Source organism: Janthinobacterium sp. MP5059B (assembly GCF_001758645.1).
In the GTDB taxonomy this organism is placed as follows: Bacteria; Pseudomonadota; Gammaproteobacteria; order Burkholderiales; family Burkholderiaceae_D; genus Janthinobacterium; species Janthinobacterium lividum.
The window spans coordinates 1-14,161 of record NZ_LRHX01000023.1; the positions used below are offsets into that span (position 1 = coordinate 1).

Genomic DNA, 14,161 nt, shown 5'->3' on the forward strand with positions numbered 1-14,161 from the left:
TAATTAAACAGCCGATAAGTGTGAACATTTGATGCGTGAATCATTACTGATTCGTGCAAACTCTAGAAAGGAGGTGATCCAGCCGCACCTTCCGATACGGCTACCTTGTTACGACTTCACCCCAGTCACGAATCCTACCGTGGTAAGCGCCCTCCTTACGGTTAAGCTACCTACTTCTGGTAAAACCCGCTCCCATGGTGTGACGGGCGGTGTGTACAAGACCCGGGAACGTATTCACCGCGACATGCTGATCCGCGATTACTAGCGATTCCAACTTCATGCAGTCGAGTTGCAGACTACAATCCGGACTACGATACACTTTCTGCGATTAGCTCCCCCTCGCGGGTTGGCGGCGCTCTGTATGTACCATTGTATGACGTGTGAAGCCCTACCCATAAGGGCCATGAGGACTTGACGTCATCCCCACCTTCCTCCGGTTTGTCACCGGCAGTCTCATTAGAGTGCCCTTTCGTAGCAACTAATGACAAGGGTTGCGCTCGTTGCGGGACTTAACCCAACATCTCACGACACGAGCTGACGACAGCCATGCAGCACCTGTGTACTGGTTCTCTTTCGAGCACTCCCCAATCTCTCGAGGATTCCAGCCATGTCAAGGGTAGGTAAGGTTTTTCGCGTTGCATCGAATTAATCCACATCATCCACCGCTTGTGCGGGTCCCCGTCAATTCCTTTGAGTTTTAATCTTGCGACCGTACTCCCCAGGCGGTCTACTTCACGCGTTAGCTGCGTTACCAAGTCAATTAAGACCCGACAACTAGTAGACATCGTTTAGGGCGTGGACTACCAGGGTATCTAATCCTGTTTGCTCCCCACGCTTTCGTGCATGAGCGTCAATCTTGACCCAGGGGGCTGCCTTCGCCATCGGTGTTCCTCCACATATCTACGCATTTCACTGCTACACGTGGAATTCTACCCCCCTCTGCCAGATTCTAGCCTTGCAGTCTCCAATGCAATTCCCAGGTTGAGCCCGGGGATTTCACATCAGACTTACAAAACCGCCTGCGCACGCTTTACGCCCAGTAATTCCGATTAACGCTTGCACCCTACGTATTACCGCGGCTGCTGGCACGTAGTTAGCCGGTGCTTATTCTTCAGGTACCGTCATTAGCAAGAGATATTAGCTCTCACCGTTTCTTCCCTGACAAAAGAGCTTTACAACCCGAAGGCCTTCTTCACTCACGCGGCATTGCTGGATCAGGCTTTCGCCCATTGTCCAAAATTCCCCACTGCTGCCTCCCGTAGGAGTCTGGACCGTGTCTCAGTTCCAGTGTGGCTGGTCGTCCTCTCAGACCAGCTACTGATCGATGCCTTGGTAGGCTTTTACCCTACCAACTAGCTAATCAGATATCGGCCGCTCCACGAGCATGAGGTCTTGCGATCCCCCACTTTCATCCTTAGATCGTATGCGGTATTAGCGTAACTTTCGCTACGTTATCCCCCACTCTAGGGTACGTTCCGATATATTACTCACCCGTTCGCCACTCGCCACCAGAGCAAGCTCCGTGCTGCCGTTCGACTTGCATGTGTAAGGCATGCCGCCAGCGTTCAATCTGAGCCAGGATCAAACTCTTCAGTTTAATCTCTGTTACTTTGCCCTTTTACAGGCACCATCATTGCTGATGGGTCGCTCACTCAAAAAACTGACAGGCTACTTCCGAAGAAGTATCCTATTTCATTATTTCTTGTGAACATTTGATATTTTAAGTTTTACAGCGATCCGAAGATCACTGCTGCACTTACATCAAATGCCCACACTTATCGACTGTTAATTGTTAAAGAACTGTATTCGGTTACTGCTTTCGCGCTATCGACAAAGCGTTGTGTTTGTCAGCTGCGAAGAAGGAAGAGTATGAAGCGTTTGCAGCATTTCGTCAACCTTCTTTTTTACTACCCAGCCCCGGAAGGCCGTCCCTTTTGTGCCGCAAACTAGTGCGTCTCATCGGGGAGGCGAATCATATCAAAGACCGTCGAAGTTTGGCAAGCGCTTTTCCAGGAAAGCGTGCATGCCTTCTTTTTGCGCAGGCGTACCGAAGGCGGCCTGGAACAAACGGCGCTCGTAGGCGACGCCATCGGTCAAGGTGGTTTCAAAGGCGCGGTTGACGCAATCCTTGATCATCATGGCAACCGAGGTCGGCATGGCGGCAATGGTCTTGGCGGCAGCCAGGGTTTCTTCCAGCAATTTATCGGCCGGCACCACGCGCGATACGAGGCCGATGCGTTCCGCCTCGGCAGCGTCAATGGTGCGCGCCGTCAGCAACAGGTCCATGGCCTTGGCCTTGCCGATGGCGCGCGGCAGACGCTGCGTACCGCCCGCGCCCGGCGTGACGCCGACCTTGATTTCCGGCTGGCCGAATTTGGCGCTGTCGGCAGCGATCAGGAAGTCGCACATCATGGCCAGTTCGCAGCCGCCACCGAGCGCATAACCAGCCACCGCGCCCACCACAGGTTTGCGCACGCGCAAGATATGTTCCCAGTTGCGGCTGATGTAGCCCTGGGTAAAAGTGTCCGGATAGGTGTAATCGGCCATGGCGGCGATGTCGGCGCCGGCGGCAAACGCTTTTTCGCTACCCGTGAGCACGATGCAGCCGATATTCTCGTCGGCGTCGAACTTCAGCAAGGCGTCGCCCAGCTCATTCATCATGTTGTCGTTCAAGGCATTCAATGCCTTCGGGCGATTCAGGCGGATGACCGCCACTTTGTCCTGGATATCGATGATCAAGTCTTCGTATTGCATATAGTCTCCTCTGGATGAACACGGTGCAACGATTGTAGCGGCTAACGGCAGCGGCGCGGCAGGCGCGCTGCTATTATTGTGAGCCTGATCATTTTCATATCGAGCAAGATATTTTCTCCGCCCTCTTCCAGTACTGCGCCCATTACCTGCGCGGCGACGGCAGCGCCGCCAGCGTCAATTTCCGCCGCCTGTGGTTCAGTAATGGCCTCAATTGCTTCGGCGCCCAGATCACCTCGCTGGCCCTGCCCTTGTGCGCGGTACTGTTATTGCATGCGACGCCGGAACAGATGGGCGTGCTGGTTGCCCTGCAGGCGCTGCCGTTCGCCCTCTTCGGCTTGCCCGTCGGCGTGCTGCTGGACCGGCGCAGCAAGCACCCGATCATGCTGTTCAGCGAAAGCATGTCCGGCCTGGCCCTGGCCAGCGTGGCCGTGGCTTACTGGTGCGGCGTGCTGTCCATGCCGTGGTTATATATAGTGGGGTTCATCATCGGCACGGGCTTCGTCGTCGGTGGCGGTGCCGAACAGGTGTTTCTGACTTTCCTGGTGGGCCGCGACGGCTTGATCGATGCGCAATCGAAATTTGCCGCCACCGAATCGGCTTCGCGCCTGATCGGCCCCGGCCTGGCCGGCGTGCTGGTGCAAGTCTTGTCAGCGCCCGTCGCCATCCTGTGCACGGCTTGCGGCTATCTGATTTCCGTCTTCAATTTGCGTGCCATGAGCGTGCGCGACCCGCGCCCCGCCCCATCCGACAAGCACGCCTTGCGCGACATCGCCGACGGCTTGCTGTTCGTCTGGCGCGAACCGCTGCTGCGCGCGCTGGCCTGGGGCGCCGGCATCTGGCACTTCCTGTTCTACGCCAGCATGGCCTTGACGGTGCTGTTCGCCACGCGCGACCTGGGCATGAGTCCTGGCGTGCTGGGCATGACGCAGATGCTGGGCGGCGCCGGCGTGCTGCTCAGCGCCTTCATCGTCAAGCCATTGACGAAGCGCTACGGCGCCGGCCGCACCATCCTGATCGGCCTGGCATCGACCTCGCTCTGCTTTGCCCTGACGCCAACGATTCCCGCCGCGCTGTTCGGCAGCGCGGCCGCCAGCGCCGTGGCGTATGCCATATTGATGTTCTTTTTCGATTGCGGCGTGATGCTGTTCTTTATTCCCTATCTGGGCCTGCGCCAGAAGGTCACGCCCGACCCCATGCTGGGCCGCATGACGTCGACCATGCGCTTCCTGACGGTGGCGACGGCGCCGCTGGGCGCGCTGGCCGCCGGCTGGATCGCGGAACACTTTGGCGTGCGCAATGGCCTTGCCTGCATCGCGGCCGGCAGCATCCTGTTGACAGCAGCCATGGTGTGGGGCACGCCGCTGCGTAGCGTGCGCACCTGACGCCATGAATGGGCATACACTGCTAAAAGATTGCCTTGGCGACACTATTCACGCCAAAGCCTGTGAGGTTTGATTTACATCAAGGTTTTAATTGATATAAATCCATAAGCTGTCTTACATCACTTGAGGAGCACGCTATGTTTAACACCATCTTATTTCCCACCGACGGCTCGCCGTTGTCCGACAAGGCCGCCGAGACCGCCCTCGCCTTCGCCCAATTGAACAAAGCCAAGCTGGTCGCCATCAGCGTGGTGCAGCCCTTCCCGTTTTCGCCGATGGCCGACGGCGGCATCGTGCTCGACGCCAGCCTGTATGAACAACAGATGCAGGAAGCGTCGCAACGCGCCATCGACAAGATCGGCGCAGCGGCAAGCGCTGCCGGTGTACCCTTCGAAGGCGTGGTGGCCGTGTCACCGAGCCCGCACGATGAAATCGTCAATGCGGCGCAGACCTACCATTGCGACATCATCCTGATGGCCTCGCATGGCCGCAAGGGCTTGAACAAACTGTTCGTGGGCAGCGAAACGCAAAAAGTGCTGGCCCACACGCACTTGCCAGTGATGGTTCTGCGCTAAGCTGACGCCAGACCATCACCCGCCGGCGCCGCGCACCTCCTCTAGCGCGCCGGCGCCTGTTTCGGCAACAACACCCACACGGCGCCGCTCTGCTTCATGCGGCCCGCATTCTCGGCCGCTTCCGCACCAAAGCCAAAGAAATAATCGACACGGATCGGCCCGCGAATGGCGCCGCCCGTATCCTGCGCCATCACCAGGCGCTGCATGGGGATCTCGCTATTGGCTTGCGTGGTGGACAAAAACACGGGCGCGCCCAGCGGCAAGAAGCGCGAATCGATGGCTACCGATCGCTGCGGCGTCAGCGGCACGCCCAGCGCGCCCTTCGGCCCCACTTTCGGGTCGGGCAGGCGCTCCTCCTTGAAGAAGACATAGCTGGGATTAGCGTTGAACAATTCATCCTTGCGCGTGGGATGGCCGGCGATCCACGCCTTGATGCCTTGCGCGGATGCCTGGCTCAAGGTCAGCTCGCCCTTGTCGACCAGGTAGCGGCCGATCGATTTATACGGATGGCCGTTTTGATCCGCGTACGCCACGCGCACGGTTTCCTGCGTATCGGTCAACTGCACGCGCCCGGAACCCTGCACTTGCAGGAAGAATGCCTCGACTTCGTCATCCACCCACAGCAATTCCTTGCCCGTGACGGACGTGGCGCGCTCGATGTCGGCGCGGGTCGCGTACGGTATCACCTTCTTGCCGACCAGCTTGCCCCGCAAGCGCATGTTCTTCAGTTCCGGATACACGCCGGACAAGTCCACCGAAACCAGGTCGTCAGGCACCTTGTACAGCGGTGTCTGATATGGACCGCCGCGCTTGCGCGCGCCGTGCAGCAATGGCTCGTAATAACCGGTCACCAGTCCAGTATTGGCGCCATCGGCGGTGACGACTTGATTGGGCACAAAGAAGGTCTCGAAAAACAGGCGGATGGCCTTGTCGCTGTCGGCATTCACCTGGCGCGCAATCGTGCACGATTCTTTCCAGTCAGGACGCTTGACCAGCACGCCGCACGAAGCCATGAAGGCGGGCCAGGCCGCGCGCATGTCGTCGCGGGCCCAGCCTGGCAAGGCGGCGAACTTGGCGGGCACGAAAGTGGGGGCTGCCGCATCCGTGGCATCCTTGGCATCCTTGGCGTCGGCAGGCTTGGCCGGCACCGGCCTGACGACGGTCGGAGCGATGGCGGGCGCCTTGCCGCTGGAGGCAGCGGGTGGCGTGGACGGCGTGGTGCAGGCGGAAAGCGCAAGCGCGACGCCACCGGCTGAAACGAGTAGACTACCGCGTGTAAACAGACGGCTGGTAAATGGGCTGCGGGTAAATAACATAGGGATGCGTATGTGGATCTTGATGATAGAGGCGCTGGTGGCGTTCTTCTTGCTGGCATTTATAGTTTGGTGGACCATGTATTCGGGCAAAAAGCCCGCACCGCCGGCGCGCAAGCAGCTCAGTGAAGAACAGGACGCCACCGAAAAACTGAAATAGGGGCGCACGCCCCCGGCGTTTCCTTAATGCAGGGTGCGCGGCACCGACAGCACGAACTCGGGAATCGGCGCTTCGAACTGATGGCCGTCTTCGGCCACGCAAAAGTATTCGCCGTGCATCGAGCCTTGCGGCGTGCCCAGCATGGTGCCGCTCGTGTATTCGAACTGCTCGCCCGGCTGCAGCAGCGGCTGGTGGCCGACGGCGCCCAGGCCGCGAACCTCTTCCACCTTGTTGTTCGCATCCGTGATGACCCAGTGGCGCGAAATCAGTTGCGCGCCAGCCGTGCCCGTGTTGACGACGCGGATCGTGTAGCTGAACACGTGCCGCCCCTGGTCCGGTGCCGATTGATCGGGCAGGTATTGCGTCTTGACCGTTACCGTAAATTCATAAGTCGCCATCGTCATTCCTATTCAGACATTGCCAGTCATATTGAGTGTCGCGCGCGCCGCATTGGCCATCGCGCGATGCGTATTCTGTATTTCACCGTACTTCAATGAGGCACGGTAGCGGCGTCAGGCGTAAAATAGCGCAAATCGCATTTTCTATCCTTTGGCTACTTCACCATGACAACATTCCGTATCGCTCCCAGCATCCTGTCCGCCGACTTTGCCCGCCTGGGCGAGGAAGTGCGCAACGTCGTTACCGCCGGCGCCGACATCATCCACTTCGACGTGATGGATAACCATTACGTGCCGAACCTGACCATCGGCCCCCTGGTGTGCGAAGCGATCCGCCCGCACGTGCAAGTACCCATCGATGTGCATCTGATGGTCAAGCCTGTCGATCGCATTATCCCGGATTTCGCCAAGGCTGGCGCGAACATCATCACCTTTCACCCGGAAGCGTCGGATCACGTCGACCGTTCGCTGCAGCTGATCCGCGACAATGGCTGCAAATCGGGCCTGGTATTCAACCCGGGCACGCCGCTGCACTACCTGGAACACGTGATGGACAAGATCGACATCATCCTGATCATGTCCGTCAACCCGGGCTTCGGCGGCCAGTCCTTCATTCCACAAGCGCTGAAGAAGATCGCCGAAGCGCGCCGCATGATCGATGAGTCGGGCCGTGACATCATGCTGGAAGTCGATGGCGGCATCAAGATCGACAACATCGCCGCTGCCGCTGCCGCCGGCGCCGACACCTTCGTCGCCGGCTCCGCCATCTTCGGCAAGCCCGACTACAAGGCCGTCATCGACGCCATGCGCGCCGAGCTGGCAACTGTCAAAGGCGCCTGATGCAAGCGGGCACGGTGAAAGACCACGTACTGGCCGGCGTGCGCGCCGCCATCATCGACCTCGATGGCACGATGCTCGACACCGTGCCCGATTTTCATGTTGCCATCAACGGCATGCGCGCCGAACTGGACCTGGCGCCCATCAGCGCCGACGCCATCGAACTGATGGTGGGCAAGGGCTCGGAAAACCTGATCCGCACCGTGCTGGCGCTCGACTTCGATGCGGCCGGCGTGGAACAGCGTTTCGAGCAGGCGATGGACGGTTACCAGCGCCACTACCTGGCCATCAACGGCCAGTTCAGCACCCTGTACCCGGACGTGGAAGAGGGACTGGCGGCGATGAAGGCGGCGGGCTTGCGCCTGGCCTGCGTCACCAACAAGCCGATCGCCTTCGCTCTGCCCCTGCTGAAACTGAAAAACCTGGACCAGTATTTCGAGATCGTCTACGGCGGCGATTCGTTGCCGCAGAAAAAACCGCACCCCATGCCGCTGCTGCAAGTGTGCGCGGACTTCGACTTGCCGCCCTCCAAAGTAGTGGCCATCGGCGACTCCTCGAATGACGCACAAGCGGCCAGGGCTGCGGCTTGCCCCGTACTGACGGTACCGTATGGCTACAATCACGGACACTCTATACACGATACCGATTCCGATGGTATAGTAAAGACACTGCTCGAAGCAGCCCGTTTTATTAGCATGCAAAATTAACCAGCATACTGACCAAACCCAACACCATATCGTGAACACGTTTCTCATCAAAAAACACAATGTCACCCAAACCGGCTCGATTGAGGCCTGGCTTTGGCGACGCTGGCAATCCTGGCAGGCCTAAGGGCCGAGCCGTTACGATTGCTGCCGGCTGCACACGCGTCCTTTGCGCATTTTGCGCATATTGCATGTCCCGGCAAGTTTTTTGATAACCCACCGCAGGGTTTGTGCACTATGCACACTCATACCCTGACGGCATGGAGAGAAACATGACCGAACTCGAATTCAAATCGCTGGCCCAGCAAGGCTACAACCGCATCCCCCTGATCGCGGAAGCGTTCGCCGACCTGGAAACCCCGCTCACCCTGTACCTGAAACTGGCACAGTCCCAACAAGGCGGCAAGAACACCTTCCTGCTCGAATCCGTCGTCGGCGGCGAACGCTTCGGCCGCTACTCCTTCATTGGCTTGCCCGCCACGACCGTGTTGCGCAGCTATGGCAAGCGCACCGAAATCGTCAAGAACGGCAGCGTGATCGAAGAACACGAAGGCAATCCGCTCGACTTCATCGAACAGTTCCAGTCGCGCTTCAAGGTAGCCCTGCGCCCCGGCATGCCGCGCTTCTGCGGCGGCCTGGCCGGCTACTTCGGCTACGACACCGTGCGCCACATCGAGAAAAAACTGGCCGGCGGCGCGCCGAAAGACGACTTGAAGCTGCCCGACATCCAGCTGATGGTGACGGAAGAACTGGCCGTCATCGATAACCTGTCCGGCAAGCTCTACCTGATCGTCTACGCCGACACCACGCAGCCCGAATCGTTTTCGAAAGCACAGCAGCGCCTGAAAGACTTGCGCATGATGCTGCGCCGCGGTGTCGATGCACCCGTCACCAGCGCTTCCGTGCGCACGGAAACCATCCGCGACTTTTCCAAGGAAGACTACCTGAAGGCCGTCGCCAAGGCGCATGAATACGTGATGGCGGGCGACCTGATGCAGGTACAGATCGGCCAGCGCATCCGCAAGCCGTATGTCGATTCGCCGCTGACACTGTACCGCGCCTTGCGTTCGCTCAATCCGTCGCCGTATATGTACTTCTATAATTTCGGCGACATGCAGATCATCGGCGCCTCGCCGGAAATCCTGGTGCGCAACGAGAAGACGGCGGACGGCGGCAAGAAAGTCACCTTGCGTCCGATTGCCGGCACCCGTCCACGCGGCGCCACGCCAGAGCGCGACGCCGAACTGTCGGCCGAGCTGCTGGCCGATCCGAAGGAGATCGCCGAGCACGTGATGCTGATCGACCTGGCGCGCAACGACATCGGCCGCATCGCCGAGACGGGCAGCGTGCACGTCACCGACCGCATGGTCATCGAAAAATACTCGCATGTGCAACACATCGTCTCGAACGTGGAGGGCAAGCTGAAAGACGGCCTGTCGAACCTGGACGTGCTGCGCGCAACCTTCCCCGCCGGCACCCTGACGGGCGCGCCGAAAGTGCGCGCCATGGAGGTAATCGACGAACTGGAAATCACCAAGCGCGGCATCTACGGCGGCGCCTGCGGCTACCTGTCGTTTGGCGGCGAAATGGACGTGGCGATCGCCATCCGCACGGGCGTGGTCAAGGACGGCATGCTGTATGTGCAGGCCGCGGCCGGCATCGTGGCCGACTCCATCCCCGAAATGGAATGGCAGGAAACCGAAAACAAGGCGCGCGCCGTACTGCGCGCCGCCGAACAAGTGCAAGATGGCCTGGATGGAGGGTTTTAAGATGCTGCTGATGATCGACAACTACGACTCCTTCACCTACAACATCGTGCAGTATTTCGGCGAGTTGGGCGAAGACGTGCGGGTCTACCGCAACGATGAAATCACGATCGCACAGATCGAGGCGCTGAACCCGGACCGCATCTGCATCTCGCCCGGCCCGAAAGCGCCGGCACAGGCGGGCATTTCGGTTGAAGTGCTCAAGCACTTCGCCGGCAAGAAGCCGATACTGGGCGTGTGCCTGGGCCACCAGGCCATCGGCGAAGCGTTTGGCGGCAAGGTCATCCGCGCCAAGCAAGTCATGCATGGCAAGACTTCCCTCATCGCGCATACGGGCGTGGGCGTTTTCAACGGCTTGCCCAGCCCCTTCACAGTGATCCGCTACCACTCTTTGGCGATCGAACGCGCCTCGCTACCTTCCTGCCTGGAAGTGACGGCGTGGACGGACGACGGCGAAATCATGGGCGTGCGCCACCGGGAATACGATATCGAGGGCGTGCAGTTCCACCCCGAATCGATCCTCTCGGAGCACGGCCACGCCCTGCTGAAGAACTTTCTCGAGCGCTGATTTTCCGCGCACGCCACGGCGTGCCATCAGTGTCGTCCTGCGCCATCATTGAAGAAGGAAGCATCATGCCGATCACCCCACAAGAAGCCCTGCTGCGCTGCATCGAACACCGCGAAATCTTTCACGACGAAATGCTGTACCTGTTCCGCCAGATCATGTCCGGCGAAATGTCGCCCACCATGATCGCCGCCCTGACCATGGGCTTGCGCGTGAAAAAGGAAACCATCGGCGAAATCGCCGCCGCCGCGCAAGTGATGCGCGAGTTTTCCACCAAGGTGCCCATGGCCGACACCACCAACCTGCTCGACATCGTCGGCACGGGCGGCGACGGCGCGCACACTTTCAATATTTCCACCGCCTCGATGTTCGTGGCGGCGGCGGCCGGCGCGCGCGTCGCCAAGCATGGCGGGCGCAGCGTCTCGTCCTCGTCCGGCAGCGCCGACGTGCTGGACTCCCTGGGCGTCAACATCAACCTGCAGCCCGAGCAGATCGCCCAGTCGATCGCGCAGACGGGCATCGGCTTCATGTACGCGCCGAACCACCATGCGGCCATGAAGCATGCGGCACCCGTGCGCAAGGAGCTGGGCGTGCGCACGATTTTCAACATCCTCGGTCCGCTGACGAATCCGGCCGGCGCGCCAAACATCCTGATGGGCGTGTTCCATGCCGACCTGGTCGGCATCCAGGTGCGCGTGCTGCAGCGCCTGGGCGCGCAGCACGCCATCGTCGTGTATGGCCGCGACAATATGGATGAAGTCTCGCTCGGTGCCTCTACCCTCGTCGGCGAACTGGTCAACGGCGAAATCCGCGAATATGAAATCCATCCCGAAGACTTCGGCATGTCGATGATCGCCAGCCGCAACCTGAAGGTGGCCGATGCCGCCGAATCGAAGGCCAAGATGATGGAAGCGCTGCGCGGCGAGCCCGGTGCCGCTGCCGACATCGTCGCCCTGAATGCGGGCACGGCGCTGTACGCGGCCGGCGTGGCCAGCTCGATCGAAGACGGCCTGGCGCGCGCGCGCGCTGCCGTCAGCTCGGGCGCGGCGCTGGCGAAACTCGCTCAATTCGTGCAAGTCACGCAGCAGCTGGGCCCCCCGGCGCAAGCGTAAGCTCCCCGCCCTCCCTTATAGAATAGCGACCATCATGTCCGACATACTCGATAAAATCCTGGCCGTGAAGGCCGATGAAGTGGCCAAGGCCAAAGCCCGCCGCAGCCTGGCCAGCCTGCGCGGCGACGTGGAAAGCGACAGCGCACTGCGCGCCGGCCTGCGCGGCTTTGAAGCAAGCCTGCGCCAGCACATCGCCGCCGGCAAGCCCGGCATCATCGCCGAAGTGAAAAAAGCGTCGCCATCGAAAGGCGTGATCCGCGCCGACTTCCGTCCGGCTGATATCGCCGCCAGCTATGCGGCGCATGGCGCGGCCTGCCTGTCCGTGCTGACGGACGAACAGTTCTTCCAGGGATCCGTGGAGTATCTGCAGCAGGCGCGCGCCGCCTGCACCATCCCCGTGCTGCGCAAGGATTTCATGGTCGACATGTACCAGATCTATGAAGCGCGGGCCATGGGCGCCGACTGCATCCTCCTGATCGTGGCGGCGCTCGACCATGGCCTGATGGCGGAGATGGAAGCGTGCGCCCACGAACTGGGCATGGGCGTGCTGATCGAAAGCCACGACGGCGAAGAGCTGACGGCGGCCCTGAAACTCAAGAGCGCACTGATCGGCATCAACAACCGCAACCTGCGCACCTTCGAAACGTCGCTCGACACGACCATCAATCTCTTGCCGCGCATCCCGCAAGACAGATTGATCATCACGGAATCGGGCATCCACAGCACGGCTGACGTGCAACGCATGCGCGACGCGCACATCCACAGCTTCCTCGTGGGCGAAGCGTTCATGCGCGCGCCAGACCCCGGCGTGGAGCTGGAACGCCTGTTCAGTTAAACCATGGTAGGCTGGCAGGCATGAGACACGCGATAATCGTCCTTGCCGCCGCCAGCCTGCTGTCGGCTTGCCAGACTGCGGCCCCGCCAGCGGCGCGCACGCCCACACCTACGCACACGCCCACACCTACGCCCGCTCGCACGCCCGCCGCGATACAGCTCGCCGCCAGCATCGACGCCTACAAATCGCTGGTGGCGCAGCAGATCATGGAGGCCAACGCTGCATACACGTTCAGCGGACGCCTGCCGCCCATGCTGCCGGCCATCGTCGTGCTCGACCTGAGCGTGGGGCCCGACGGCGAGCTGAAAAGCGTGCATGTCCACCGTTCGCGCGACAGCGAAGCATCGGCTGCGGCCCTGGCCGCCGTGCGGCGCGTGCAGGCGCTCTTTCCGCCGGCGGCACACCTGATGCGCCGCCATGCCCAGACCTTCGATTTTTCCGAAACCTTCCTGTTCAACGACCAGTACCGATTCCAGCTGCGGACATTGTCCGGTCCACAGTAAGCGCAGCGGTATCGAGTTCGATGCGGTCGCGTCCCCGCTCCTTGGCCAGGTACAGGGCCGCATCGGCGCGCGACAGCAACTGTTCCAGCCCTTCCACCACCGATGCCTGGCAAGCGACGCCGATACTGACCGTACACGAAGGCAGTCCCGCATGAGTGGACTCACGCAGCAAGGTGCGGATGCGTTCGGCCACGCCCAGCGCACTTTGCACCGGCATGTCCGGCATCAGCACGACGAATTCCTCGCCGCCGTAACGCGCCACGCAATCCGATTCGCGCAAGGCCCCACCGATGACAGTGGCCACATGCGCCAGCACCTGGTCTCCCACCGCGTGACCGTAGCGGTCATTGATCGATTTGAAGTAATCGAGGTCGATGCTGAGCAGCGTCAGCGGCAAACGGCGGCGCCGCAGATTGCCCATTTCGCGCGCATAGGCGTCGCCAAAGCCGCGCCGGTTCAGCACCTGCGTCAGCGGATCGTGGGTCGAGCGGCGCTCCAGTATCTGCTGCAGGCGACGCGTCGCCACCGTCATGAAGCCCACCGTCAGCAGCAGCGCCATGAAATTGGCGACCGCCAGATAGATGCCGGCCGGCGTGCCGGCCACCGTCAGGTTCACGCTGGCGCCGCCATGCAGCAAGGCAGACACGCCGCGCGCCAGCACCACGATCGCCTGCGTCAGCATCAGCGCGCCAAAGAAAAAACTCGAGAAATGGCGCTCGCCATGGCGCCACACCAACTGCGCCTGGCGGGCGTAAAACAGGAAGACCAGCAGGGAGAAGACCGCCACGCGCGCCGAGAAATCAGGGTGCACCAGCAGCCACCAGCTATTGCCGGCGATGGCCAGGGCAAGTATCAGCAGATAGGCGCGGCGGCTGGGCGCCAGGCCAAAGAATGTCTCCGTGCCCAGCATCGACAGGCCGATGCCCGCCACCAGCGCCGCGTTGGCCGCGATCACGGACAATGCCGGCGGCAGCACTTCGCGGGTGCCGAACAGCAGGGACGCGCACACCAGCAACAGCAAACCGGCCGCCCAATGTCCCAGGCCATGCACCTCGCGCCGGAAACTGCGATACACCGAGAACATGACGATGCTCATCGCCCCGCACATCAGGGTCGTCATCAGCATGATGGTTCGCGGATCGAGGGTTTGCACGTTGGCGCGATCTAAAAGAAGCAGTTCGGCAATTTTAGTTTAGTTAAAGAAAAATTAGTTCATTTACGGTAAATATGATGGCAAGCCGCCAGTTCAGCGGATGA

The 14,161-nt window shown here is 60.6% G+C and carries 14 protein-coding genes and 1 rRNA gene; 10 read left to right on the forward strand and 5 right to left on the reverse strand.

Annotated features, from left to right (window positions below; all coding sequences use genetic code 11):
• Positions 1-66 precede the first annotated feature (66 nt).
• Positions 67-1,597, reverse strand: a 16S ribosomal RNA gene (locus tag JAB1_RS27630).
• A 380-nt stretch (positions 1,598-1,977) separates the two neighbouring features.
• A complete protein-coding gene (locus JAB1_RS27635; RefSeq protein WP_070282850.1) occupies positions 1,978-2,754 on the reverse strand; it encodes an enoyl-CoA hydratase in 777 nt (258 codons plus the stop codon).
• Positions 2,755-2,942: 188 nt separating this feature from the next.
• On the opposite strand from JAB1_RS27635, the gene JAB1_RS27640 reads away from it, so the two are divergent.
• The gene (locus tag JAB1_RS27640; protein ID WP_240317690.1) at positions 2,943-4,136 is read left to right on the forward strand and encodes an MFS transporter; all 1,194 of its coding nucleotides are present in this window, start codon (positions 2,943-2,945) and stop codon (positions 4,134-4,136) included.
• Between the two features lie 137 nt (positions 4,137-4,273).
• Entirely contained in the window at positions 4,274-4,711 is a 438-nt protein-coding gene (locus tag JAB1_RS27645) for a universal stress protein (protein WP_034785626.1), read from the forward strand.
• Positions 4,712-4,752: 41 nt separating this feature from the next.
• On the opposite strand, the gene JAB1_RS27650 is transcribed toward JAB1_RS27645, so the two are convergent.
• Positions 4,753-6,027: a murein transglycosylase A gene (locus JAB1_RS27650; protein ID WP_254672278.1), complete on the reverse strand. Its 1,275-nt coding sequence runs from the start codon at positions 6,025-6,027 to the stop codon at positions 4,753-4,755.
• 10 nt (positions 6,028-6,037) lie between these two features.
• On the opposite strand from JAB1_RS27650, the gene JAB1_RS30060 reads away from it, so the two are divergent.
• Entirely contained in the window at positions 6,038-6,184 is a 147-nt protein-coding gene (locus tag JAB1_RS30060; RefSeq protein WP_167468630.1) for a hypothetical protein, read from the forward strand.
• Positions 6,185-6,207: 23 nt separating this feature from the next.
• Here JAB1_RS30060 and apaG read toward each other — a convergent pair whose 3' ends face one another.
• Positions 6,208-6,582, reverse strand: coding sequence for a Co2+/Mg2+ efflux protein ApaG (apaG, locus tag JAB1_RS27655; protein ID WP_034785627.1), 375 nt, complete (start codon positions 6,580-6,582; stop codon positions 6,208-6,210).
• 165 nt (positions 6,583-6,747) lie between these two features.
• On the opposite strand from apaG, the gene rpe reads away from it, so the two are divergent.
• The 7 genes from rpe to JAB1_RS27690 all read left to right on the forward strand — a co-directional run bounded on the left by rpe (position 6,748) and on the right by JAB1_RS27690 (position 12,904).
• A complete protein-coding gene (gene rpe, locus JAB1_RS27660; RefSeq protein WP_070254125.1) occupies positions 6,748-7,422 on the forward strand; it encodes a ribulose-phosphate 3-epimerase in 675 nt (224 codons plus the stop codon).
• Positions 7,422-8,126, forward strand: coding sequence for a phosphoglycolate phosphatase (locus JAB1_RS27665; protein ID WP_070254124.1), 705 nt, complete (start codon positions 7,422-7,424; stop codon positions 8,124-8,126). The genes rpe and JAB1_RS27665 overlap by 1 nt, the downstream gene beginning before the upstream one ends.
• Positions 8,127-8,395: 269 nt before the next feature.
• Positions 8,396-9,892, forward strand: a complete 1,497-nt coding sequence (gene trpE, locus JAB1_RS27670; RefSeq protein ID WP_034785633.1) for an anthranilate synthase component I — start codon at positions 8,396-8,398, stop codon at positions 9,890-9,892.
• A 1-nt stretch (position 9,893) separates the two neighbouring features.
• Positions 9,894-10,457: an aminodeoxychorismate/anthranilate synthase component II gene (locus JAB1_RS27675; RefSeq protein WP_034785635.1), complete on the forward strand. Its 564-nt coding sequence runs from the start codon at positions 9,894-9,896 to the stop codon at positions 10,455-10,457.
• Between the two features lie 65 nt (positions 10,458-10,522).
• Complete coding sequence (gene trpD, locus JAB1_RS27680) at positions 10,523-11,566, forward strand: anthranilate phosphoribosyltransferase (protein ID WP_070282854.1); 1,044 nt, start codon at positions 10,523-10,525, stop codon at positions 11,564-11,566.
• Between the two features lie 34 nt (positions 11,567-11,600).
• Complete coding sequence (gene trpC, locus JAB1_RS27685; RefSeq protein ID WP_034785640.1) at positions 11,601-12,401, forward strand: indole-3-glycerol phosphate synthase TrpC; 801 nt, start codon at positions 11,601-11,603, stop codon at positions 12,399-12,401.
• Between the two features lie 20 nt (positions 12,402-12,421).
• Complete coding sequence (locus tag JAB1_RS27690) at positions 12,422-12,904, forward strand: hypothetical protein (protein ID WP_052140413.1); 483 nt, start codon at positions 12,422-12,424, stop codon at positions 12,902-12,904.
• Here JAB1_RS27690 and JAB1_RS27695 read toward each other — a convergent pair.
• A complete protein-coding gene (locus JAB1_RS27695; protein WP_240317689.1) occupies positions 12,855-14,057 on the reverse strand; it encodes a GGDEF domain-containing protein in 1,203 nt (400 codons plus the stop codon). The two genes, JAB1_RS27690 and JAB1_RS27695, sit on opposite strands and share 50 nt — an antisense overlap.
• Positions 14,058-14,161 lie beyond the last annotated feature (104 nt).